This window comes from Lysinibacillus sp. NPDC059133, assembly GCF_042755925.1.
Classification (GTDB): Bacteria; Bacillota; Bacilli; order Bacillales_A; family Planococcaceae; genus Lysinibacillus.
The window spans coordinates 78,712-104,352 of sequence record NZ_JBHZDH010000007.1; the positions used below are offsets into that span (position 1 = coordinate 78,712).

General features: G+C 35.6%; 19 protein-coding genes and 5 pseudogenes. 4 read left to right on the forward strand and 20 right to left on the reverse strand.

The features are described 5' to 3' along the window. The first annotated feature begins 333 nt into the window (after positions 1–333). Positions 334–1,329 (forward strand): PLP-dependent cysteine synthase family protein, encoded by a 996-nt coding sequence (locus ACFXN8_RS05875; protein WP_386843552.1) that lies wholly within the window; start codon positions 334–336, stop codon positions 1,327–1,329. Between the two features lie 82 nt (positions 1,330–1,411). Here ACFXN8_RS05875 and ACFXN8_RS05880 read toward each other — a convergent pair whose 3' ends face one another. From ACFXN8_RS05880 to ACFXN8_RS05900, 5 genes and pseudogenes are all read right to left on the reverse strand, one after another. After that, a complete protein-coding gene (locus ACFXN8_RS05880) occupies positions 1,412–2,404 on the reverse strand; it encodes a zinc-dependent alcohol dehydrogenase family protein (RefSeq protein WP_386843554.1) in 993 nt (330 codons plus the stop codon). A gap of 252 nt (positions 2,405–2,656) precedes the next feature. Further along, on the reverse strand, positions 2,657–3,340 hold the full coding sequence (locus tag ACFXN8_RS05885) for a VOC family protein (protein WP_386843556.1): 684 nt from the start codon (positions 3,338–3,340) through the stop codon (positions 2,657–2,659). 96 nt (positions 3,341–3,436) lie between these two features. Beyond that, positions 3,437–3,773 (reverse strand): annotated as a pseudogene (locus ACFXN8_RS05890) (cupin domain-containing protein). Between the two features lie 284 nt (positions 3,774–4,057). Beyond that, positions 4,058–4,665: pseudogene (locus ACFXN8_RS05895) on the reverse strand (YoaP domain-containing protein); the annotation flags it as partial. 131 nt (positions 4,666–4,796) lie between these two features. Continuing rightward, positions 4,797–4,943 (reverse strand): annotated as a pseudogene (locus ACFXN8_RS05900) (GNAT family N-acetyltransferase); the annotation flags it as partial. Between the two features lie 392 nt (positions 4,944–5,335). Here ACFXN8_RS05900 and ACFXN8_RS05905 point away from each other — a divergent pair. Together ACFXN8_RS05905 and ACFXN8_RS05910 are read left to right on the forward strand one after the other, a co-directional pair. Next, the gene (locus ACFXN8_RS05905) at positions 5,336–6,205 is read left to right on the forward strand and encodes a cation diffusion facilitator family transporter (protein WP_376073691.1); all 870 of its coding nucleotides are present in this window, start codon (positions 5,336–5,338) and stop codon (positions 6,203–6,205) included. A gap of 167 nt (positions 6,206–6,372) precedes the next feature. Beyond that, on the forward strand, positions 6,373–6,819 hold the full coding sequence (locus ACFXN8_RS05910; RefSeq protein WP_386843558.1) for a GNAT family N-acetyltransferase: 447 nt from the start codon (positions 6,373–6,375) through the stop codon (positions 6,817–6,819). A gap of 151 nt (positions 6,820–6,970) precedes the next feature. On the opposite strand, the pseudogene ACFXN8_RS05915 reads toward ACFXN8_RS05910, so the two are convergent. After that, positions 6,971–7,475, reverse strand: a pseudogene (locus ACFXN8_RS05915) (GNAT family N-acetyltransferase). 316 nt (positions 7,476–7,791) lie between these two features. Here ACFXN8_RS05915 and ACFXN8_RS05920 point away from each other — a divergent pair. Then, a complete protein-coding gene (locus tag ACFXN8_RS05920) occupies positions 7,792–8,316 on the forward strand; it encodes a SpoIIIAH-like family protein (RefSeq protein WP_386843560.1) in 525 nt (174 codons plus the stop codon). Positions 8,317–9,018: 702 nt separating this feature from the next. Here the strand turns inward: ACFXN8_RS05920 and ACFXN8_RS05925 are convergent. The 14 genes and pseudogenes from ACFXN8_RS05925 to hpaD form a co-directional block, all read right to left on the reverse strand. Next, a complete protein-coding gene (locus ACFXN8_RS05925) occupies positions 9,019–9,795 on the reverse strand; it encodes a CsxC family protein (RefSeq protein ID WP_376073694.1) in 777 nt (258 codons plus the stop codon). Between the two features lie 830 nt (positions 9,796–10,625). After that, positions 10,626–12,005 carry an aminotransferase family protein gene (locus tag ACFXN8_RS05930; protein WP_386843562.1) on the reverse strand — a complete coding sequence of 460 codons (1,380 nt, stop codon included), beginning with the start codon at positions 12,003–12,005 and terminating at the stop codon, positions 10,626–10,628. 293 nt (positions 12,006–12,298) lie between these two features. Next, a complete protein-coding gene (locus ACFXN8_RS05935) occupies positions 12,299–13,603 on the reverse strand; it encodes an APC family permease (protein ID WP_386843564.1) in 1,305 nt (434 codons plus the stop codon). A 630-nt stretch (positions 13,604–14,233) separates the two neighbouring features. Further along, positions 14,234–15,052, reverse strand: coding sequence for a helix-turn-helix domain-containing protein (locus tag ACFXN8_RS05940; protein ID WP_386843566.1), 819 nt, complete (start codon positions 15,050–15,052; stop codon positions 14,234–14,236). Positions 15,053–15,922: 870 nt separating this feature from the next. Next, a complete protein-coding gene (locus ACFXN8_RS05945; protein WP_386843568.1) occupies positions 15,923–17,416 on the reverse strand; it encodes an aldehyde dehydrogenase family protein in 1,494 nt (497 codons plus the stop codon). 295 nt (positions 17,417–17,711) lie between these two features. Beyond that, positions 17,712–18,098, reverse strand: coding sequence for a 5-carboxymethyl-2-hydroxymuconate Delta-isomerase (locus ACFXN8_RS05950; RefSeq protein WP_376073703.1), 387 nt, complete (start codon positions 18,096–18,098; stop codon positions 17,712–17,714). 13 nt (positions 18,099–18,111) lie between these two features. Continuing rightward, positions 18,112–18,900, reverse strand: a complete 789-nt coding sequence (locus ACFXN8_RS05955) for a fumarylacetoacetate hydrolase family protein (RefSeq protein WP_386843570.1) — start codon at positions 18,898–18,900, stop codon at positions 18,112–18,114. A gap of 34 nt (positions 18,901–18,934) precedes the next feature. Continuing rightward, the gene (locus tag ACFXN8_RS05960; RefSeq protein WP_386843572.1) at positions 18,935–19,693 is read right to left on the reverse strand and encodes a fumarylacetoacetate hydrolase family protein; all 759 of its coding nucleotides are present in this window, start codon (positions 19,691–19,693) and stop codon (positions 18,935–18,937) included. Positions 19,694–19,768: 75 nt separating this feature from the next. Then, on the reverse strand, positions 19,769–21,325 hold the full coding sequence (locus ACFXN8_RS05965; protein ID WP_386843574.1) for a solute symporter family protein: 1,557 nt from the start codon (positions 21,323–21,325) through the stop codon (positions 19,769–19,771). A gap of 4 nt (positions 21,326–21,329) precedes the next feature. Beyond that, positions 21,330–21,683 (reverse strand): DUF485 domain-containing protein, encoded by a 354-nt coding sequence (locus ACFXN8_RS05970; protein WP_386843576.1) that lies wholly within the window; start codon positions 21,681–21,683, stop codon positions 21,330–21,332. Between the two features lie 63 nt (positions 21,684–21,746). Next, positions 21,747–23,189, reverse strand: a complete 1,443-nt coding sequence (locus ACFXN8_RS05975) for an aldehyde dehydrogenase family protein (RefSeq protein ID WP_386843578.1) — start codon at positions 23,187–23,189, stop codon at positions 21,747–21,749. Positions 23,190–23,222: 33 nt separating this feature from the next. Next, entirely contained in the window at positions 23,223–24,119 is an 897-nt protein-coding gene (locus ACFXN8_RS05980; RefSeq protein WP_386843580.1) for a cytidyltransferase, read from the reverse strand. Between the two features lie 22 nt (positions 24,120–24,141). Continuing rightward, complete coding sequence (locus ACFXN8_RS05985) at positions 24,142–24,615, reverse strand: flavin reductase family protein (protein WP_386843582.1); 474 nt, start codon at positions 24,613–24,615, stop codon at positions 24,142–24,144. A 23-nt stretch (positions 24,616–24,638) separates the two neighbouring features. After that, positions 24,639–25,622: pseudogene (gene hpaD, locus ACFXN8_RS05990) on the reverse strand (3,4-dihydroxyphenylacetate 2,3-dioxygenase). Positions 25,623–25,641 lie beyond the last annotated feature (19 nt).

The following is a 25,641-nucleotide window of genomic DNA, read 5'->3' on the forward strand; positions in this document are numbered from 1 at the left end:
GTTGTTGCAACTTACCGAATTATCAGTTTACCTATCCATTAGGCTTTCTCAGACATTCTCCTGCGAAAACATTTACAATTTGAACAGATGGAATGATCCAGCCCTTGCATTATGAATAGATAGATCATGACATGTATATAGTGCACTTACATGTTACCTATTCATAAAAGAAGGATGTTGTATTAGCAAATTTAATTAATTATTTTTTTCTATTACTATATTCAATCTTTCTATCTGGAATTTTATTGCTTATAAGGATTTTTCGTGATACGATTCCACCAATTCCTATAAAACAAGTTTGTTAAGTAGGCAAAAGATAAGGGGTTGATTGAGATGGGTCAAATTGTAACGAATAAGATCAAACAATCTATTACAGAATTAATCGGTCATACACCACTATTAGCATTAAATCAGTATATAAAGGAGCAACAGCTAGAAGCCGAAATTATCGTAAAGCTAGAATATTTAAATCCTGCTAACAGTGTAAAGGATCGTGTTGCAAAAGCGATGATCGAGGATGCTGAAGCTCGTGGTGTATTGACAAAGGATAAAACAATAATCGAAACAACAAGTGGCAATACTGGTATTGGTCTAGCAGCAATTGCAGCTACAAAAGGCTATAAGCTTCGAATTTACATGCAGGATGGAGTTAGTGAAGAGCGTACGAAAGTTATAAAGGCATACGGCACGGAGGTTGTCCCTTTTTCAGATGTTCCAGAAATGGTAGCTGCCTTTGAGGAAACAGAGGGTGACTTTGTTGAAACGATTAAAGTATTTCGAGAAACGGTCGTTGAACAAGAAGAAAATGTTGTGTTTTTAAATCAGCTTGATAATGATGCCAATCCAAATGTTCATAAGTTAACCACTGGTCCTGAAATTTGGGAGGATACAGACGGACATATTGATATCTTTGTGGCAACAATCGGCACAGGTGGTACGATAAGTGGTGCTGGTGCATACTTAAAATCTAGAAATCCAAATATCCAGATCATTGGTGTAGAGCCTGCTGTTAATTCCATTGCAACAGTTGATAATCCAGATATCATTGAAATCACAGGTGTTCACCGCTTCTCCGATGCAGACGAGGCTCGTGTACCATCGAATGTTCATTTAGAAATAATTGATGAAGTACTGGAGGTAGAAACTGCACAAGCTTATGAGGCGGCACGCGCAGTTGCTAAATCAGATGGTATATTAGTAGGTACTTCATCAGGTGCTGCTTTATTTGCCGCCACAGCTCTTGCAAAACGTGCAGAGAACAGAGGAAAACGAATTGTCGTTATCCTACCTGATACTGGTCTGCGATATTTATCAACAGATTTATTTTAGAAAAAAGCGTTAGTTAAGAGTAGCGCACTTGCATAGACACACTATAAAAACGAAGGGTAAAATAAATTACCCTTCGTTCATATTAATAACTTGTTAAAAAAATCTTTCCTTTAGTATTTTTAGACGATTCAACGGCCGTTATCGCGTTTTTAATGTCTAACAAATCATAATGAGAATCAAACGCCATCATTTTTAACTTACCACTATTAACTAAATGGATTAAGTGATGAAATGTATCTTGCCATCTTTCTACCGATACTTGCTTATTCCAATGACGCAAATGGAACATATTTGCCTTTACATTTGCCTCTTTAACGATTTTCTGCCAATTCACTTGTACACCTGATAAAAGGCCAATAGCTAAAAAATCCCCTCCAGATTTCAGGCAGAAAGCAAGATCATTGCCTGCTGCCCCTCCAATAGAATCAATAGCAGCATCAGCACCTCTACCATTTGTTAGTTCCATTACTGTCTCATAGAGCGGTGCTTTTGAAGTATCTATTACATAGGAAGCGCCAAGCTGAATTAAATCGTCCGTATGTCTATTATTTCTCGTTACCGCGATTAGTTGAAAACCTAACAATTTTACTAGCTGAGCAAATATATGTCCAATTGCAGACCCACAAGCATTCACTAATAAAACATCATTTGGCTGCAATTGTAATATATCCGTACAAGTTACCCAAGCTGTCATTGGGTTGATATACATTTGTGCTGCAGTAAAATCATCTATAGAATCTGGAATAGGCACTGCAAATTCTGCGCTTGTTTTTACAATCTCCTGCCAAGTTCCTTCTCCTCGTAAAGGTAATACACGCTTTCCGATAAGATTTTGAGAAACATATGGACCTACATCCTCTACAATACCGACCCCTTCATAGCCAGGAATAGTTGGTAAAGAAATTCGATGAGCATAACTCCCCCATATTGGTATTAAATCAGAAGGGTTAATAGGTCGTGTCAACATTTGAACAAGAATTTCCTGCTCTTGAGGAGGTTGAATCGTTTTATTTTCGAACTTCAAAACCTCTCGTGGACTTCCAAATTCATATAACTTAATGCTTTTTGCTTTCAAAAAATTAACTCCTTATGATTGATTAATAGCATTTTTTCAACTACTCCAAAATGAAACCTTCAGGGGAGCTTTCTTCATCCTCACCGATTATTAATTTTCACCAATCGGGATTATATGAGCTGCTTTTCTCTCGCTTAATTTCTTTGCTATCGCGAATAGTAAATATTCCCCTAATTACTTTTCGAATAAATATACAATATGTTTTTTTATTCAATGATAATTATAAGGAGACTTAATGGTCTGATGGTGTTTTTAAAGCTGTGAAATGGTAAAATCGCCATCTTCGGTCATGCATAGTTGTAGGTTTTTATTGATTTCTATCTTAATAGGACTAACAATTGCTTTTTTGTTAGAAAAATACCAAACACGTTCACTTGGTCCTAAAAGTAAATTTGCGCCATCCTCATAATTCCCCATAAACGTGAGAGCATTTGAGTGAATTTCCTTATGATTCATTGGAGTTATACCGTATTCTTTTAAACTATCGGCTACTGAATAAATAGCATCCGTCGTTAAATTCATTTCGGCAATATTTAATATATGCTCGGGTGAAAAAGACTCTACATCCTGTTTTGGATTTACTTCCTGTCTTGAAATGAGCTCAATAATATTTCCTTCTGGATCATAAAAATAACAAGAATGAGCCTTTAATGTATCAAAATATACTTCATCCTGTCCCTCCGAAAATAATAATTCTGCATATTCTTTTACCCAGCTTTTCGCTTGTTTAAATAAATTACATGGAATATTTAACGCAAAATGATATTGTTTTTTTACCAAATACGGTATTTTTTCAAAAGTGATAATACTTTCGCCAACAGCTATATCAAAAAAATTATTTGTATTCTTTATTAATGTAAATCCTAAATGATTGCAGTAAAATTCCTTCATTTTATGTACATCATACACATATAGTTTCACCTTTGTAATCTTCATCGTAAAACATCTCCTTTGCAATTGTTAGCATTTACTATACATTTACTATACTTACTAAAATAAATACAGACCTCATGCAAAAGAATGAAAATTACTTTATAGTTGGATACGATCTCCCCTACTATTTGATTGTGAAATGACCAAAAACTCTACCTCTTCCCCTGAATTATTATGCATTTGATGTGATTTAAGGGGCGGCACTTCAATTCCTTCATTTTTTTGTAATACAATTCGTTCTCCGTCGATATCGATTGTTGCTGTTCCAGATAGCACAAAAAAATTGTTGTGCATGATGCTGATAATGATTAACCTCAACTGTTTTAGCAGCCATACGCTCATGAATAATACGAAGATCTTTATTCTTCATTAAATGCCAGCCATCAAATTGATCTCCCCATATATAATGTTCTGCATGCCATTTGCTAATTTTCAAAGCTGATGTCCGCCTTCCAATTGTTAATTTCTATGGATATTTACCTGATATTTCTATAAAATATAAATAAGGGTATTAACTTTAAAAATCCTACGCAGTAAGGAGTGAGAACGTTGGATATCAAAAAACAATTGTTGGGCACTGCTCTTGGCTATATGCTGGCAATAGTAATTGCATACATCTTTTTCGATTATTTTTCTTGGTCGTTTACTCTAGGTTCTTTTATAGGTATCTGTTTATTTGCTCTAATTTTAATGTTCATAAAAAGGAAATAAATTCCCTTTTCATAATGTATTTAATAATTTTTCGAACTTGTTTGCACTCATAATTTCATGTGTAATAAACTGACCATTGTAAAATAGCCCAAAGGTTGTCCATATGATAGGTGCATTCTGTGCTTCATCTTTCGTCATTAGTTGGTATGCATGAAAAGGAATGCCCCTTTTCTCTGCTTTATTTTTCAAATCATCTATAACACCTACGGCAAACGGACATTGGGCAGTGAAGTATATCACAATACCACTGTTAGTAGATAAAGGATTTTTCTCCAGTCGTTTAAAGGAAGGATCCTCGGCACAATCGTTAAATTTATAGACAACTAGCTGAAAATAAGGTGCTGCTTGATCTACAACTTTAAATCCCAAATGTTCAAAAAAACGCTTATCACTTAAAAATGGAAACTTTTTCTCCCCTACTATATGTACGATGCCATCCATCCCTTGCGCTAATGCATCTTCCTTACACTTTTCAAACAATTGTCTAGCATGGTTTTGATTTTTGTATTTACCCGAAACCCATAGGCAATTAATATACATATAATTCGGTGCTTCGATAGGAACCCAAGCTTGATTTGCCGGTAAATATTCAATAAACACCTTTGCCCGATCATATCAATTATGCCTCGGCATAATTGCGTCCGGAATCGGCTTTGTGCTTGCACAAAGAACTCCTTTCCGATTTCGTGACATCCGCCGGAGGCTTTAACTTCTTTCAACAGGTGTTTGGACACCTGCTGAAAGAAGTTAAACGATAAAAAACTAGCCCCTCATCGATACGGTTCATTAGCCATTCTTTCTTTTCCTTTACCGCTTGCTCGTATTGCTTCGCACCGAGTGCACAACATATATGCTGCTGTTCAATATTGTTCCTGGTAATTTGAATATAATCCACTTTACTATCCGCCCCTTTACTAACCCAATTTGGTACCACTATTTTATTATATCTAAGGTAGAAAATGGATAGCAATTCCTTTTCTTTTTCATCAAGTATTACCTAGTTTTCACAGCAAAAAATGAACAATTGGAAAACTATACAGGTATCAAATCCTTGATATTCTTTGGGATAAAATTCACCATTTTAGTAGAAATTAAACTTATCGCCTCTACACATAATATAATCATTATTTTTCTCTCACTTTTTTATTAATGATGATCAAACTTTTTCCTTTATGCAACTTTTTTTCACACTTATTATTTTATAGGAATTAGGAAAGAACGTTGCTATAGACCCACTCAAAGTTTACTTGGTATCATAAGTCTATATGTATCAGGAGGTGATTTAAGGTGAATTCATCGAAGATTGCATTTTTATCCGTTATTAGTAATTTTACTGTTGTCACTTTAAAAATTATCGTTGGATTGTTCACTGGATCGGTAGCAATTTTATCCGAAGCAATCCATTCTTTTCTAGACTTACTCGCTTCATTAATTGCCTTTTTCTCCGTACGAATCTCCGGTAAACCAGCTGATAAAGAGCATCCCTACGGACACGGGAAGGTTGAAAATATTTCAGGAACAATTGAAACACTGTTAATTTTTGTTGCTGGGATTTGGATTATTTATGAATGTATTCATAAAATTATCACTCCTACCCCTATCAAACTCCCAGTTCTAGGAATACTGGTCATGTTATTTGGCGCTTTGATTAATTTTGTTGTATCAAGGATTGTTTATAGAACTGCAAAGAATATCAACTCTGTTGCCATGAAATCAAATGCACTCCATCTACTTACAGATGTCTATACATCATTAGGTGTTGCCTTGAGTTTATTGATTGTCCATTTAACTGGCTGGTATATTTTAGATCCGATCATCGGTATTATATTAGCATGTTATATTATGGTGGAAGCTTTCAAACTAATGAAAGAAGCATTTCCTCCATTATTGGATGCGCGATTATCAAAGGAAGAGGAAGAACAAATTATTCAAATTATTGAATCCTTTAAAGATGAATACATCGAATACCACGATTTTCGAACTAGACGTTCTGGTGCGGAAGAATACATCGATTTCCATTTAGTCGTAGCATCAAATAAAAGCATTGAAACTGTTCATGATTTATGTGATCGTATTGAAGAAAAGATTAATAACCTCTTTCATCAAGCCAATATTCTTATTCACTTAGAACCAGAGAATGAAAAAATAAATGAATGATTTGCAAAATGACCAGGTCTTTATTATAGTACCTGGTCATTTGTTTCGCTAAATACACCCATTTTCATGAAAAAACATTACATTTATGATAAAATAAGGATATTATACAATTACCATCATATGATTCTGAAACAAAATTTTCCATTATGAAAGTGGGGGAAAAATTTATGCAATACACCATCTCACAAGAACAAAATGATCGTAAAAAATCTTTAGTTAATAACAAGCTTTACGAATACAATTTAAAGCATTTTCCAAAAGATTTAAGAGGCCGGTATCAAGAAATCAACCTCTTCCTTACAGATAAAAATGATCAAATCTGTGGTGGTATATTGGGGGAAATTTGTTGGAATTGGTTAGAGATACATACCCTTATGATTGATGAGGATATTCGTGGTTTAGGCTATGGATCTAAATTATTAATAGAAATCGAACAAATTGCTTTACATAACAAATGCGATTTCATAAAAGTAGATACTTTGAGTTTTCAAGCTTTAGATTTTTATCAAAATCACGGATATCAAGTCTACGGTACATTGGACAATGTTGGAAGGGATTATGAACACTACTTTTTAAAGAAGAATCTTTCATTGAATAACCAAATTTCCTTCTAACAATTTTAATATTAAATCTTGATAAAAATAAATTTTTGTGAAAATTAACCAACAACCCTTATATTCAGTATTAAAAAGTTGTAATTGTAATCACTTAGTCTTCATTATTTTTACAATTGCAACTTATTCTTTTTTACAAAATATATGATTATTAATTAAATTTCTGAAAGTGTACTGAATAAATATGGTGAACTTTATTAAAAATAAACGACTCCTTTTCCTTCATAAAACCATTTTTTTCAGCCACACGAATGGATGGTCCATTTTGAGGATCAATAATACTTATTAATTTTTCTTGTCCTAAATGTGAAAATCCATATTCCACACAACCTTTAGCTGCTTCAGTTGCATATCCTTTAGACCAATATTTTTTATGAATATGGTAACCCACTTCAACTTCGGTTTTTCCATCAACTATTTGTTTAACGAGGCCACAATCTCCAATTAATTCTTTCGATTCTTTTAAACAGACAGCCCATAAACCATAACCATCTTCTTGATATCTTTGTATATTTTTTTTCAATCCAATTTTTAGTTTGTTCTAAATTAAATGGTGACGGATAATTTTTCATTGTTTCAGCATCTGAAAAAATTGGATAAAGGACAGAAATATCATCAACATTTAATTCTCGTAATTCTAACCTTTCTGTTTCCATAATTATCAATATAGTTCCCTCCTTGAATATGTAAATTGTTTTTCCTTATTCTAAGTTTATAACAATATATACCAGACTTGCTAGAATTTGTGAACGCCATTTATTTTTAAGGTTTATGTAAGAATTAAGTTTCTTAGGAATATATTTAAGGTAAGTAAGACGATGCTCTATTAACTCTCTTTCAAGTGAGGCTCATTAATTACGTACTACTTGCCATTAAAATAATAAACGGTACTGCTACATAAATTTCTCATTAAAAACAGACATTGAAAATATGCTTAGTATTTCACCAAATTTATTAATGGAGGGACAGTGAATGCAGCTACAAAGAAAATCGTCTTGGTTACTTGCATTATTAACTCTAGTAGCGGTTATTTCAGTGTATTATTTGATGAATCCAACAAAACAATCACAACAGGAGATTGCCCTAAAAGAAGATACAGATCAAAAAGCAACAATACAGAATGTGACAAAGGAAGTTTCTTCTCCAAGCCCTTTATTTGAAGAAACGCGCCTACAAGTTAGTAACGAGAGGAACCAACTTCGCCAAAAGTTAACGCAACAAATTACGTCAGATGGGTATTTTGCTGAAGAAAAAAATAAGGTATCTATTGAAATTGATACTCTCAATAAAGAAGAATCTACAGAAACGATGCTTGAGATGCAAATTAAGGCACTAGGCTATCTCGATGCTTTAGTACGCATAGAAGGCGAAGAAGTTTCTGTAACAGTGATGGCAAAGGATCTATCAAAATATCAAGCAAATGAAATTATCTATCTGGTAAAAAAAGAATACGGTGGTACAAATGTGCAAATTAAATTCGGTGCAAATAATTATTGAAAGGTTTGGAAAAGCGGGGTTCATTTTTATGAAAACAGCGTTACAAGAGATCATCCTCGTTCATCAAAATTATCAAGACAATCAGCCTTTGCTAAAATATATCAATTATTATACAAAACTTATATTATTCAGACTCATCAGCATAACGTGAGGTTGATTTCCGTTCCGACTGGGCGCTTTCTTGAGGGCGCCGGAGCATCAGATATTTTTTGTGCGAAAGCGATTCATGGATATTTTGCTTTTATCGTGCTTTATTTCTCTACATAGGGTGGATATGATGGGGAAAAATAAGACCACCACCATGAAGTGGTCTTTATAATATCCCTGTACAATTTAAACAGTCTTATTAACATCTATGTAAGGCTTTCAAATCGATTGTTCTTATAATTGATGAATAAATCTTTTTATTGTGCGTTCTGTAGATTTATTTTGTTCAATATATTTTTCGGAAACTGTTGAAAAATGCCCTTTTGCAACCCTCTAGCCTTCCCTAAATTACACACCGTCTAATACATCTTGGTTATTAAATTGCAAAAAGGCAGTTGAAAATAAGATTCAATCGAACTTTCAACTGCCAACTCAAATATTATTTTATTTGTACGCATTAAATATTACAGGGTTGTTTTTCAATTACATTTTGTTACAGTGTGAACTGCGTTTTTTATTTGTTCTGCTCCTCTAAAAACTAGAGACTAGAGACTATCAAGGACTAGTAGGAGGAGTAAGTCCTAAAAGAACAGGAGTTATTACAGTGCTACCAGCTCCAAGGCGGACTTGTTGAACTTGCAGTACTTTTACAGTTAATTCAAGCACGATTTTTTCACGTAATGTGTCGAAAGTGCCTTCTGGAGCTGCCATAATTGGTGAAAAATCAAGTTCAAAGAAGTTTGCAGCTACTAATTCGCCAAATGGTTGTTCATTGTATTTAACGAGATTTTGGAAGAAAGCCTTATCCAATCGAGCATCCATTTGCGTAGTTTCATTAAGGAAGTTCGCTTCGGCAAACTCAGAAATTCCTAAGATCGGAGAAGGACCTCCTGTTGTTTGTGGGAAAGTAAGGTCTGTAAAACCAGAAAAGTCAACATCAGCAATTCTATCTTGGAGTGCCCCGTTACATGCTGCTGAAGCATATTCTATATTTTTGCGAATATGTCCCGCTACAAATAATTTAGCTCTTGTTACTCTAAAAAAGTCAGTGCCGGCAATACGTGCAAAAGCAACCGGTACTAGTTTCACTTGATTCAGGAATACATTTTTTTTCACTCGTTTAATTTCAGTTGCAGCAGGACTAAGCGTAATATCCGCCTCTACAGCAATTTGAAGTGTTGGTTCTGCAAGTACAACTGGAACTTTAATAGTTGGAGCCGTTACCGGTGTAGCGACTAGTGGAGTAATTTCACTAGTTAATGGGATTTGTTCAGTTGATGTTACTGGACAAGGGTCGACTTGACTAACTTGATTATTTAATTGATCACTCAAAAAATTCCCTCTTTTCATTTTTTTAGTATTAGAGAGCGCTCTCTATATTGCTAGAATATGTAGCGATTAAATCTATGTATGGACGTGTATACTAGTTTTTTCTGATTTTTAAAAAGGGATTTTTGAAACTAAAAGATAAGAATGAACATCAAAATGCTAGGTACTCATCATTTTGAGCACCTGGTTTTAATTGTTTAGTTACCTTTTTTGACTGGAGAATTTCAAGAAAATGATAGTTCATTTTATAAGTATCCCTCCAACAATCCAGTAAACGGCGTGTTAGTAAATAATAAAACATTTGTTTAAAGACGATAGTTCTCCCTGGACCATCGTTTCCTGAATTGGTAGTAAATCAAAAATAGTCATTTGTTCTTGTTGCTCCATATATTCAAAATGATTCATACCAACATACTTAATACGTATTCCCTTCAACCGCTATAATTCGCTCATTGACTAAACTTGTATCACATAACTCCAAGCATTTATTGCGGTTATTTCTTTTTACCACTCCAGCCAATTCACAGATTAAGCCTATTTTGTTACTTTTCTACGTAATCCAACTTCTCCAAATTCTTTATAGGTACCAACGCTCAATTTGTGAATGATTTGGTATGTCATGTTTTTTCGCTAAAAATTTATAACCTAAAGGACCTTTCATATATTCATTAACCACATTTATTTGAATTCTTCACTGTATTTCGCCATTTTAAAAAACACCCTAAAGTTAGATTTTGACTCTAACTTTAGGGGTGCAGGACCTTTGGATTAACCAAAAGGACGATTCATCTCGTGTTACAATCTTTAGTCTTAATAGATTTTGCTAGCGTGAATTAAATTTGTTTTTCGAACCTTTTAAGAGCCTCAGACATTCTGTTAATAATCTCATCAACCTGTTGGCTTGTAATAATAAGTGGTGGAGCAAGAGCAACCGTATTTGTTCCCTTCCAATCGAAGTAACGCAATTGCAGCCCTAAGTCCATGCATATATCTGTATACAGAGCTGCGGCGTGTACCGACGGATCAAATGAGATGCCGTTTTCAGGATCTTTAACTAGCTCAATACCGGCAAGTAGACCAAGACCTCTTACATTCGTTATATGTTTATGATTGCTTTCGAGATACTTAAGTCCTTTTAATAATTCTTCACCGCGAAGTCTACTATTCTCAACAATTTGATCTCTTTCTAATATCTCAAGTGTCTTCAAGCCAACCGCGCAAGCCATTGGATGTCCACTATATGTGAATCCATGGAACATCATTTCATCTGATTGAATAAATGCTTCTCTTACATGCTCTCTCATAATTACGGCACCCAGGTGGGCGTAGCCACTTGAGATTCCTTTTGCAACACATAGAAGGTCCGGAACAATGTTCCAATTATCAACACCAAAGGTCTTTCCGGTTCTTCCAAACCCACAAATCACCTCATCTGCAATAAGCAAAATGTTGTGTTCGTCGCAAAGTTTGCGAACAGCTTGAAGGTATCCATCAGGTGGGAACCTTACCCCGCCTGCCCCTTGGATTGGCTCCAGAATGACAGCGGCTATGGTGTCGGACCCTTCTGATTCAATTATCCCACGAATAGAACGCGAGTAATTTGGATCACTTTTGTCACCAAGTTCTGCATTCAAAACATGCGCTGCAGCTGTAAGGAAGTTCGGAGCATTGGAAGTCGTAAATTTGTTGAATCCCTCGATTCCGGTAGCACTTGTAGCTCCTACTGTAACCCCATGGAATGATTGTTCAAGAGAAATAATTTTAGTTTTCTCTGGCTGACCTTTTACTTTCCAATAAAAACGGGCTAGTTTAAATGCAGTATCATTAGATTCCGAGCCTCCCGATGTGAAGAAGCATACATTCAAATCACCAGGTGCTAATGAGGCCACTTTCTGTGCTAAAAGAATAGCGGGCTCATTGGATTGTCCGCTGAATGAAGAGCTGTAAGAAAGCTTTAACATCTGCTGTTTCGCTACCTCAGCAAGCTCTTCATTCCCATAGCCAAGGTTAACATTCCAAAGCATCGAAACCCCATCAATACGCTCTTTCCCCTCTATGTCTTTCAGATAAATTCCTTTGCCTTCTGTAAAGATTGTTGAAGGCCCTGATAAATAATGAGCTCTTGGTGGTGTGGTTGGATGCAAATAATGTTTTTTATCAAGTTCTGATAATTCCAATTTGCTTAGGTTATGTCGCTTTGTAACGTATTGCATATTTTATTCCTCCTTTAATAGACAAATATAATTAAGCCTTCCTAGTGCTAGTTGCCATATCCATAAATCCTTCCAAGCGGTTAGTTTATATAGAGATATTGTTTTAAAAATTAATTATCGATTTTATGAAGTTACCCTTTCACACTCTAATAGGCTCTCAATAGGGGTATATAGATGGGGTAATGCCTATCCGATTTTCATTGTTTTTTATTTCCTTTGGTACGCCAATAATCATATGTTTCTCTCCTTGCTCTACGATATTGTCTGAGTAGGTATAAAGATTGTTATTTTATTTAACTAATATTCTGCCCTTCTATATCTGTTAAGAGTTTCTTGGATTCTTTGGAATACATGGATCGAATCGCGAAATAACAAACACCAATTCCCATCCAGGTAAATCCAACTATTTTTCCGGTTGTTGAAAGCCCCCACAAGATATAAAGACAAACTAACATCCCAATTAATGGAATAATCAAATATTTAATAATATTTTTTTGCTTATTTTTTAAATAGTAATGATTAATTACACAAATATTCACGAAAGCAAATCCTAATAATCCACCAAATGCAACTAAGTCGGATACAATTTGCAGATTCAAAGATACTGCACCAATCATTCCGATGATTGACATTAATAAAATATTATTAATCGGTGTTTTATACTTTGGATGGATATAGCTAAAAAATTTTTGAGGGATGACATTGTCACGTCCCATCCCCAAGAGCAGACGACTTGAAGCTGATTGGCTAGCTAAGGCGCTTGCAATTCCAGATGCGATAATCGTAAGTGTAATATAAGTCTGGAGAAACCCGCCCCCTATAGTCTCTAAAACGGTGAAGAAGGCTGTGTCGGGATTATCAATAGCTAAATAGTTTCCTACAAGAATCACTGCTAAATAAGTTACGGAAACATAAAATACCGTTTGAATGACACAGGTAAACAAAATGGCCAAACCAATTTTATTGCCCCCTACGTTCGTCTCTTCAGCCAAGGTTGTAATAGCATCAAAACCTAGGTATGCGACAATAACAATAGCTGCCCCGCCAATAACTGCTCCTATCGAAAATGAATCATCATCATAAATTGCCTTATAGTTTATTAAAGTTAAATCACCCATTACAATAAAGTGAATTGCGCTGGAAACGAAGGCAATCACCGCGATAATCATGAGGAGCACTAAAACTAAATTCAACTTAACTGCTATATCAATTCCAATTATATTTACAATCGTGATTGGGATAGCGAAAATGAGAACCCAACCCCAAACCGGAATGCTTGGTACAAGGGCGTTTGCAAAACTTGCACTGATCAAAAAAGTTAGCATAGGTATCAACAGATAATCAAGGAGCATTCCCCATCCAGCTATAAATCCTATTTTAGGGTGTAGCGCCTGATGGGCGTAGGTATAGGTTGAGCCTGCAACTGGGTATACTTCAACCATTTTACCGAAACTGTACGCCGTAAATAACATTGCAACAAAACCAAGAACATATGAGAGGACAGAATGGCCCTGAGATACCAACGTGATAATTCCAAACATTGACATCGCTGCAACTGGTGCCATAAAGCCAAGACCAAAAATAACTAAATCTCGCATCTTTAAACTTCTTTTTAGACTTTGCCCATCTGATAAAATTTGAATGTTCTCTACTGATTTTTGTGTTTCTATAATCCCTACCCCCGTTGGCGTTATTATAATTTTGTTATTTATACAAAGCGTTACCCTCCATACCAATTCAAAACTTTTTCATTCAAATCAACTCAGGCATGCTGTGTCTAACTGGCGCAGCTCTATAGAGCAAACGGCCATGTTTAGATGGATCCATTTCGGCCTAATGCCTTCCTAGCAGTTTTGACTGCAAGGTCCACATCTTCCGGTCCGGTCCCGGATAATACGGCATTAATTTTCCAGTTATAGGATTAATAGACTGAAATATTCCATCTGACACAACCTCAACCCGATTACCATTTATAAATAGTTGGTGTTTCGTCATTCCTCTGACTCCCCTCTTTTGTTTTGTCGATTGCCAATTTTTTCTTTGAACTGTAGTAGGAAAAATAAGCATTCTTTATATTAATTACAGATTATCAGCTTAAGATAATTTGATATTGTAAAAATTGGAACATTCTGAATTTTAATCCGAAATTCTTCAAATATGCGCATGCTGGGCGCACTTAAAAAAGCAATTACTTAAATAAGTAATTGCTTTAGCTATACAAGCATTATTTAGCTGGTTTTCAGGCAGCCTTTTTGCCCAGTTAATTGATAAGGTGTCATGCATCCAAAATTCCGAAACTCATGAATCAAATGGGCTTGGTCATAATAACCATTCTCATAAATAACATCATTTAACGTAAAGTGGGTTGTCCTCAGAAGCATATTTAGTGATGATTGAAATCTTACTATTTGGCTAAATAATTTTGGGGAAATTCCAATATGGTCTTCAAATTGTTTTCTTAAATATCTAGTTGAATATCCTACTTCTTCTGCAAGTTGAGTTATGGTAATATTACCTCTTGTCGCGTATATATTATATAATGCTTGTTTTATTAGTTTAGTTAATTTATTATTCTCAAAAATTTGACTTCCCAATATTTCAATGAATATATTGATTCTCTCCATAAAACTTTCGTCGGTTACTACCCTTTCAAAGATATTCGTATTTACAGGAAGCATTTCATTTAAGGAAATTTCTTTATCTGTAAGGTCTTTTATACCGAATTTTACTTTCTTAATATCTAGACATGGCAGAAAACGAATACCAAAGTAAGTACTGTTTGGGAGAAGGTTAATCACTCTACTTTTAGTAACGCTTCCACAAATATTACCGTAATGCTGATCACAATTAATGAGAATATCGATACACCCATCCGGGATAACAGAAATTTGACTACTTACCCCTCCCATTTTAAATTGGTAAAACAGAATAAATGGTTGATTTGGTTTAATTCTAACTTTTTGTTCAGTATAGTAATCTGTCTGAAATTCAAAGTCAGGCTGAGATGGCAAGTAACTAATTATTTTCGAATTTAAAGGACTAATCAACTTTATACCCCCTGTAATACAAATTAGTAAACGCTTACAAATTGATGCTTAATATGTGATTATTTCCTCGGTTAATCGAATAACAGCTAAATCAACGGTTTACTACTTTTCTTTACAAGGAGTTAAGATATGATGAACTTCTATCTTAATTCCTATTTTTGGCATAAAAATAGCCACCTTCATTTTAAGAAGTAGCTATTCTTCATTTAGAAATACCATGCCAGAAAATTTTCCAAGACACATCAAGCCTTAAATCAAATTTCTCTATACTTGAGTAAATCAACTCAACTAACAGTAAAATAAGTGTAATAAAAAAAGGAAGAATAATCAATAAAACTTTTAGAAAATTTAGACAATTATTCAACTTCCCTCAGTGTTACTTATTTTTCATTTGATGAAGATGGTTATTTCTTTATTGTAGATCGAAAAAAAAGATGTAGTCATTAGAGGTAGACCTATTTATCCAAGGGAATTTGAAGAAGCTTTTTATTCATACCCCTAGTTATTTTGCAAGGGGCATTGGAGTTCCTGATCCAATCATGGGCGAAAAATTAAAGGCCTTTTATTCGATAAAAATCCAATAAATCATATTGATGAAGAAGAATTAAGAAACTATTGTAAATTACATTTGCTCCATATAAAATCCCTAAAACCTTTGACAAAGTAGACGAGTTACCAATAACGAATAGCGGGAAAATTTTAAAACAGCAAGTAAGAGCGCTTTCCCATTCATAAACATTATCGGTAGCTAAGTTTAAAGCCTGTATCCCTTGCCAACTCAAGGTTACAGGCTTTTCTAACAACAGGTTTAATAACGGTTCAATGTTTTATTGAGTATTAATATCCTCGTAATTTGAATTTCCTTCAATCCTAAAACGGATAATCTAATTTACTTGTCTGTACAGATACCCATTTCGTAACAGTAAACTCATCTACAATCCATTCATATCCAAAACGCCCAATTCCACTTTGTTTCATTCCACCAAATGGAACATTTCCTTCTAGCACTGCAGGCATATCATTTATATGTGTTGTACCAGATTCGATCTCAAGGGCTAATCTTTCCCCTCTTTCTAAGTCACTAGTTATAATGGAAGAGGATAATCCATATTCCGTGTCATTAGCAAAACGAATGGCCTCTTCATCACTTTCAGCCGGAATAATTTGTGCAACAGGACCGAAGATTTCACAAGATGCAAGACTTGAATCATTAGGTACATCAACAAATACAAATGGAGAAATAACATTCCCTGTACGGTCACCTTCTACAGCAACTTTTAATCCACTTTCCTTTGCTTTATTTACTAAGTCCATGATTTTATCAGCTTGTTTTTCATTTATAACAGGTCCAATAATTGTGTGAGGGTCCTTGGGGTCTCCTACTGTTAATCCCTTTACTTTTTCTACGTATCTAGCAACAAATTCATCATAAATATCTCTATGAACAATAATTCGGTTTGTAATCGCACAGATTTGGCCACTGTGCAAAAATTTCCCGAAGATGGCTACTCTCACTGCTTGTTCAACGTCGGCATCTCTTAAAACTACTAAAGGATTATTGCCTCCAAGTTCTAATGCCATTTGTTTTAATGTTCCGCCTGTTACCTTATTAATATGTTTTCCTACTGCAGTTGATCCTGTAAAACTGATAAACGAAGAATTCGTATTTAACAGGAATTCATCTCCTGATTCTTGAAGATCGGTTAAAATTGAATTAAACACTCCAGCAGGAAGTCCTGCTTCTTCGAAAGCCTTTGCAAAAACTTGTCCACCAACTATTCCCACTTGGAGATCTGGTTTATGAACAACACTGTTCCCGAGAGCAATGGCAGGGAAAATTGTTCTTGTTGCCATGTTAAATGGAAAGTTAAAAGGGGTGATGGACGTAATAACACCTAAAGGTAATCGATATACACGGCTAACCTTTCCTGGTGTAGTAGATGCATAATTTTTGGGTGTGTATATTGCATCAACCATATTAATAGAATCTTTTATGTCACTAACCCCAAAGCCAAACTCAATATGAGCTTTAAGTAATGTTCCACCTGTTTCTCGTGTAATTAATTCCAAAATCTGCTCTTTATTTTTCTCTAAATAGTCTAATGCTTTCGTTAAAACCTCTCTTCTTTGTTCTGGAGTGGATTTAGCCCATTCCTTTTGTGCTGCTTTTGCTTTGTGATAAGCGTCTTTTATTTGCTCTACATTCGCTAATTCTACAGATGTAATAGTTGACTGATCATATGGATCCTTTATTGAATAAGTTCTTTTACTATCACCCTCTACCCATTGACCTCCAATATAACTTTTGTTTATTTCACTTGCCCATTCAATGCAGTTCACATCTAAAGCCTGATTCTTTGTCATTTAAAGTCCCCTTCCTGAAATGAAAATCTATACTTAACGCGATGTAACCTAAATTGTAAGCGGTATTAATCGTTTTTTATTGTAAAAAGCGGAACTATACTTATCAGGATGATAATCGCTAATAGAAGCAAAAAATCAAAAGAATGGGAATAAATGACACATAGAGCTAACACAGGTGCCAGACCATTTAATCAATAAAACAACAGTAATGAAGATAGTAGATTAAAAATCTAGAAAACTTCTTTTAGCCAAATTTAAAGCTATTACCTTTAACGCAGATTGACTTTCAGCCTTCTTACTTTTTAAAACGCTTATGAATATTGTTATACTTGTAAGTACCTTCCTCACTGAATTCAATCAATTCCATAGATAATGCCAGATATCGCCTAGTAAATAGATCAGCAAAATGATCCTTGATTACTTCGAATAGTTCGTCACAAGTTTCTTTCTTATTTTCAGCCGATCTTCCCGCCCCAATTTTTAATATAGCATGAACAAATGCATCATCTTCTGCCCCATCTGCTACTCGGTAATCTTGAAGTTCAACTGCTCTTGATCGAATTCCACCAGTCGGAAAAAGATTACTACGGCTAATCAAAACATCATTCACTTTTTTAAGCAAATTCGGAATGTCTGCTTCTTTCTTTATGTTATCGGTATACTCAACAATAAAATGCGGCATGTTTTCATCCCTTTCACTGACTAAAAATGGCGTTATCACTTTCAGTTCTTAAGAAATGTTTTTCACTAATAATAGTATTTACTAGTCGTCCCACTCCTTCAATTTCAGTAATGACTTCATCTCCTTCCTTTGTATCAACTAAGCCCTCAGGCGTACCAGTAAGGATAATGTCGTTTTTATTTAATGTCATAAAACTACTTAAATACTCAATTAATTGCGGAATACTAAAAATCATATCTTTCGTTGTGCCTTCCTGCGTAACTTTTCCATTTACATAAGTACGCAATGTAAGATTCATAGGATCTTCAATATCTTTTGCATCGACTAGCCATGGACCGATTGGTGTACAAGTATCTCTATTCTTTACTTTTAAGTTCGGACGATAATAGTTTTCTAAATAATCACGGATGGCATAGTCATTTGCAACGGTATATCCTGCTACATAATCATACGCATCTTCTCGTTTAATGTTAGACCCTGAACGCCCAATGACAACTGCAAGTTCACATTCATAATGCATATTGGTAGCATCAGCCGGTCGGTAAGTCTGACCTCGATGACCAATAAAAGTATTAGGACCTTTTAGAAAAACTAAAGGTTCTGTTGGTGCTTGAAAAGCAAGTTCCTTTGCATGATCTGCATAATTTAGTCCTAAAGCAAAAACGGTTCTAGGTTGGACAGGCGGTAGCCAGTCCACTTCCTCCTCAGAAACAATTTGTCCATTATCAAGTTTAAGATGACCATCATCTGTTTCAATTGCGTGATGAATGACATCCTGAAATACTACACGTGCATGTTTCATAATAATCGCGCTCCTTTACAAAACAATGAGATTCTCATTTAACTGTATTTTCTAAATAACCGATTCCATCGATTTCAATTCGTACTCGATCTCCCTTTTTAACAAGCGGAGGATTTTCAGGTACCCCAACTAGTAAAACATCTCCCTCATATAGCGTCATAAATTCCGAAATTTCAGAAATCAATCGTGATACAGGACGAATTAAATTGGCCGTTGTATTCTTTTGTTTTAATTCATCGTTAACGAATACAGTAATCGTCAACTTATTAGGGTCAGCGATTGCATCTCGTTTAATAATCCATGGACCTACAGGGCAAAAGTTATCTCTTGCTTTTTGTTTAATAGCTGGTCGATAAAAACTCTCATGTGGAATACTCACATCATTTACAATGGTGTATCCTAATACATAATCTAAAGCTTTTTCTTCTGTTACACGAGTAGCATTTTTCCCAATGACAATGCCTAATGAGGCACCTACTTGCAGATGAGATGTATCCTCGGGTAATGGAATTGAAGATTTAAATCCAGTAATGGTGTTCACCGGTTTTATATATAAGACAGGCGCTTTGGGAGGCTGTTTATAAGGTTCTTTAGTTAAAGATGAACCTAATGCCTTAAGCTCGCCACTATAATTTAATAAAGCCCCATATACTGTACCCGAAATTGGCGCCTCCAAAGAGGACTGTTCTACTGTTAAATTTCTATCACCGAGAATAATTGTATTGCTTTGAGGATCTACTTCCACTTCTTTTGTGTGAAGGGTTTCACTAAATTTAATAATTGCCTTACTCATAACTATTCACTCCTCTCATAAACTCGTAAATTCTTCTGATGCTTACTTAATCTTATTGAACTTGCAAAACGATCATTAATGATTAACTACACCTTTAACATCATTACCTATATTTGACTTAACGATAATTTCTGAAAAATTATCCTCTACATTTTTTGACTTACGGGACCCTATTAATGTACCAATATAGCAGCCTAAGAAACCTAACGGTATAGAAAGAATTCCTGGTGATGCAAGAGGGAAAATAGGCTTACCAGTAAATAAGGCTACACCTGGTTCTGGATTCCAAACATTTGGACTTAACATAACTAGACCAATAGTGCTAATTAATCCTATAAGCATCCCTAAGATTGCTCCAGTTTTGTTGAATTTTCTCCAAAAAATAGTTAATAAAATAACTGGTAAATTCGAACTCGCTGCTAATGTTAAAGCGATTGACGCTACAAAGGCAACATTAAAATTTTGAAGAAATAATGATAAGGCAATGGCGATAGCAGTGATGACAATCGATGCAAGACGTACCATAAACATTTGCTGTTTTTCGGTTGCTTTCCCGTCTTTTAAAATTTCGTTATAAAAGTCATGGGAAAATGCTGTTGCTCCCGTAACTACAATTCCAGCAACAACTGCAAGAATAGTAGCAAAAGAAACCGCAGAAATGAAAGCAAACATAAAATCTCCGCCAATATACTTTGCTAATAATGGCGCTGCCATATTCCCTGCTGGGTTAGCCTCTATAATATTCGAAGTTCCAACTAGCTTTGCTGCTCCAAACCCAAGGAAGATGACCATAATATGGAATAGTCCCATGATCCACATAAGCCAAACAACTGACTTTCTGGCAACCTTAGCATTAGGTACCGTTAAAAAGCGAACTAATACATGGGGTAGACCCGCTGTCCCAAGAATGAGCCCAAGTGTTAAAGAAGCTGCATCCCAACCGTTTTTATATTTCAAACCAGGATTTAAGAAATCAATTCCAAAAGGAGTGGCGGTTTTCATATCAGTAAAAATGCCAATAAAATTAAAATTAAATTTCCACATAACCATGACAAACATAATAAAGGTTCCACCTACTAAAAGAACGGCTTTAATAATTTGAACCCAGCTTGTTGCGGTCATTCCTCCAAACAAAACAAAAGCTAACATAGCAACACCAACAATAAGGACTGAAGTATTATATGGAATACCTAATAATAATTTAAATAAAGCTCCTGCAGCAACAAGCTGTGCAAGCATATAAAAAACCGAGATGATTATTGTATTGAAGGCAGTTACACCTCGTACTTGTTTAAACTTAAATCGAGCAGTAATCATATCACCTAACGTATATTTCCCAAGATTCCTTAATGGTTCTGCAACTAAAAATAAAATGACAAGAAAAGAAACTAGGGCACCGTACATGAGGAAAAATCCGTCATATCCCGTTAAAGAAAAGGCTCCAATTAACCCTAAAAAGGTAGATGCAGACATAAAGTCTCCAGCTAAAGCAAGTCCATTTTGCCTAGCAGTCAGACCACCTCCAGCTGTATAAAAAGAACCCGCCGTTTTTGTTTTTTTGGAAGCATAGTACGTAATGAAAAGTACCCCTATTGACATGAGTACAAAAAGAAGAATAATATCCCATCCCATATGTCTACAGCCCCTCCTTTACTATGATTTGCTTTACTTTTTCGTCAAATTCAGCAGACTTCTTTACATAAACACTGCATACCCCAAATGACATAAAGATAATTGAAATACCGTAAATCCACGCCAACGTAATGTCTCCTATTACTTGGACGTTTAATATATTTGTAAACAAGGCTAGGAATGGTAAAGCTAGTGAATAAACCAAATAAAAAATTGTGTATGAAATAATAAACTTTTTCTTATTTAAAAGTAGTTGTTTAAAATCCTCCGAAGTGGAAATTTTGTCATAATCTATTTGTTTGTTGTCTTGTTGTTCGATGTCTTTTTTTACACTACTCTGTTCTTTTACTAGCTCCAAATTGATAGCACCTCTTTCCTAATCATTTAATAGGGTTCTTAAATGCTTCTAATTCTTCGATTTTTAATTTCTATTAAAAACCACTAGTTTTAGCTCTGTCATTTCCTCTACAGCATATTTTATTCCTTCTCTTCCAACTCCACTTTCCTTCACACCACCATATGGCATGTTATCTACACGAAATGTTGGAATGTCATTAATCATTACGCCTCCAACATGAAGGTTTTCAGCTGCAGTTAACGCTGTATGAACATTATCCGTGTAGATTCCCGCTTGGAGACCATATCGCGAATCATTTACTTGCTCAATTGCTTCCTCTACTGCTTGAACTTTATTGATGATCACAATTGGAGCAAACACTTCTTGACACGAAACTTTTAAAGAAGATTCTGCATTTAATAATACTGTTGGCAATAAAATATTCCCTTTTGCGATTCCTCCAGTTGCTACTTCTGCTCCATGTTGTTTCGCCTCATGAATCCAATCTAAAGTACGTTCCACATCTCCTTTTGAAATAAGCGCTGAAACATCCGTACTTGGATCTAAAGGGTCACCAATTTTGAGTTGTTGAGTTGCTTCAACGAATTTTTGCACAAATGTTTCGTACAAACTTTCATGAATATAAATTCGTTGTAATGATATACATACTTGACCTTGGAAAGAAAAGGCTCCCTTCACACAACGGTTAATAATTGAATCAATATCGATCCCTTTATCAATAATAACGGCTGCATTTGAACCCAGTTCTAATGTCACGCGCTTCAGTCCTGCTTTGTTTCGAATACCAATGCCAACAGCTGGGCTTCCGGTAAATGTAATAGCTGCAACTCTATCATCGGTCACGATTTTATCCCCCACGACTCTTCCGCTTCCAGTAATCACATTAAGAGCTCCATTAGGTAAACCAGCCTCCTGCAACAACTCTGCTAAAAAGAAAGAAGATAGTGGAGTTTGACTTGCTGGTTTTAATACAATTGTATTTCCTGCGGCAATGGCAGGACCTACTTTATGGGCAACTAAATTCATCGGGAAATTAAATGGAGTAATCGCACCAATAACCCCAATAGGTTCACGCACCGTATATGCTACTCGTTTTTCTCCACCTGGTGCAGCATCCAATGGAAGTGTTTCTCCATGAATTCGCTTTGCTTCTTCAGCTGCAAACTTATACGTTTGTATTGTCCGTTTCACTTCATCGATTGCAGTAGCAATTGGTTTAGCTGCTTCTAAAGCGATAATTTCTGCAGCTTCATCTAAACGCTTCTCAAACAAAGCTACCAAACGTTCCAAAATAGCTGCACGTTCGTGAGCTGGCATTTTCGCCATTACTGTTTTTGCACGAACTGCAGCTTCAATTGCCTCATTGACTTCTTTTTCATTAGCCTTAGGAATATATGCAATAACATCTCCAGAGTATGGAGATGTTAGAGATGCATGTTCAGTGGCTTCTTTCCATTGACCATCAATGTATAAGTTTTTCTTTCTTGCTTGCACTTTTAAATTCATATTCTACTCCTTTCTGTTATAGCCTACTATTCATTAGATCACTAGCTCATCTTTTTTCATGTATTCATTCATTCCGTATGACTCATTCTGCTTGCCATATTTATAATCTAGCCACTTTACCTTCATCCGCTTCTTGTATGGGTATACAGAACAATCTTTTAATTGTATTAATAATGAAGGGTGTTGCTCATTTAAAGATATTTGGTGGCAGGTTCCATCATAATGATTACCATCTATTTCAACTTGAATATGGTAAATACCAGGTTTAGGCATTCGGTATCTCTTTTTTACTATTAATTTAAGAAACTGATGATTTTTGTAAAAAAGGGAACTTTGATTCACTTCTCCACTCATTTCATAAAAATCGCCAAGGTACATAGGAATCTTATGCACATGACCTTCATCAAGCAATTTTCGGATTGCTGTTGAACTAATTTTTTCATCATCATGTTGGATCTTTGGAACAGTCGTTACTTCCAAACTTCCGGGATTATACTCTGATAAGGTTTTCATATTACCGAGTCCTTTATAGCCATAATGATAATCAAAGCCTGCTACAACATGTATACATCCAAGTCCTATAATGTATTGTTCAACAAAATCGTTTGGAGAAAGACGGGCAAACTCAGGGCTAAACTCAACAACAAATAACTTCTCAACACCCAGCTTTTCAAATCGATCTTCCTTCAAAGGAAGCGGAGTTAAATAAGTCATTGGCTCCATATGAGGAAAGAGTATATCTTTTGGGTGCGGATAAAACGTCATAACACCAAAGGCGCATTGTTTTTGCACAGCCATTTGTTTTGCTGTTTCAAGAATTCTTTGATGACCGATGTGAACGCCATCAAAAAAACCAAGTGCCAAAACACAAGCTTCCATTTCAGTGAACTTTGATTTATCAATTGAACTTTTGATATAAATTGTCTCCATCTCTTGCCCTCTCCTTTTTATGTTAAGTTAACTGCGGTGCAGTGAGCTGGCCATATTTTCCTGCAAAGAATGTCAGAGGATTTCCTTCACGAAGGACAATGTCTTCTACTTCTCCAAGGAACAGCGTATGGTCACCAGCTACTTGCTTTCCATATACATTGCATATAATATTTGCCAGTGCATCCTTTACTACCGAGATTTCGTTTAGGCGGTCAAATTCTGGTTCACGCTTTTCTTTAATCTGGCCGGCGAATAACATAGAAACTTCTTGCTGGTCTTCCGATAAAATATTCACCGCAAATTTACCGGAGCGGTTAATTTTATCCAACATTTTCGCATTTTCTTTAATCGATATTAGTACGAGTTTCGGATTTAGCGACACTGACATGAAGGCATTTGCTGTCATGCCATGAGGCTCTCCATCAATGTCCGTTGTAATAACTGTTACGCCGGTTGCAAATTTACCCATGGCATCTCGAAATGTACGATCATCCATTGAAATTCCTCCATTCTTTTTATTTATATAACTAATTCTGGTTTGCGCTGTGCAAGGTTTGGTGTCGTCGATTGAATTTGTTTATTGGTTTCAATATCTAAAAAAGGAGATGTTTCATTAAACCAGCTGTCCGGTGCTTTTGCCCCCCATAATGTTTGACGACGTGGGTCATTTAAATCCCATCGAATTGGCTCGAAGTCATTGTCACTTGTTAAGTAATCTCCGTTATACAGCTCGATGCGGTATCCATCTGGATCTCTTAAATACAAGAAGAACGCATTGGATAAGCCGTGGCGTGCTGGACCTCTTTCAATGTTCTCTGAATAGCCAAGAGAAGCTAAAACATCGCAGCAGTGAATTAGAGCAAGTGGATCCGGTAGCCAGTAAGCAAAATGATGAAGTCACGGACCATCTCCGTTCATAAAGGCTTGATCATGCACGGTCTGTTTGCGGTGGAGCCACGCAGCCCAGATATTGCCATCTTCTATAGTTGTATATTCAGAACATGCAAAGCCTAGCTCGTTGATAAAGAAGTTGTAAGCTTTTTCTACATCCGGTACAGCACAGTTTACATGGTCAATCCGCTGAATTCGGGCACCACTGTATAAGTCGTAGCGCTGAAGTAAGCGCTCTGCTTTTTCAATCTTGCAGAAAAATTCAAGAGGCATCCCTGAAATATCATGTACATGCAGTGCACGCCCAAGAGCATGCTGAGTTCCTTCCTTAAGCCACTTTGTTTTTAAGCCTTTTGATTGAAACAATTCAGCCAGACGGTCAAGATCTTCTTCTTTTTCTACTTTGTAACCGAGTGCGTGTACCCCTAACGTCTCGGACTTTTTAAGAACCAGGCTGTGGTGTGTATGTTCTTCAAGCCCTCTCAAATAAACACAGTCGTCCTTTGTTTCCGTTTCAATCATGCCGAGCGCTTTTACATAAAAATCTTTTGAACGGTCTAAATCCTTCACATTAATAACAGTTCTGGCAATACGAATGATATTGAAATCCATACTCCTCATCTCCCTTAGT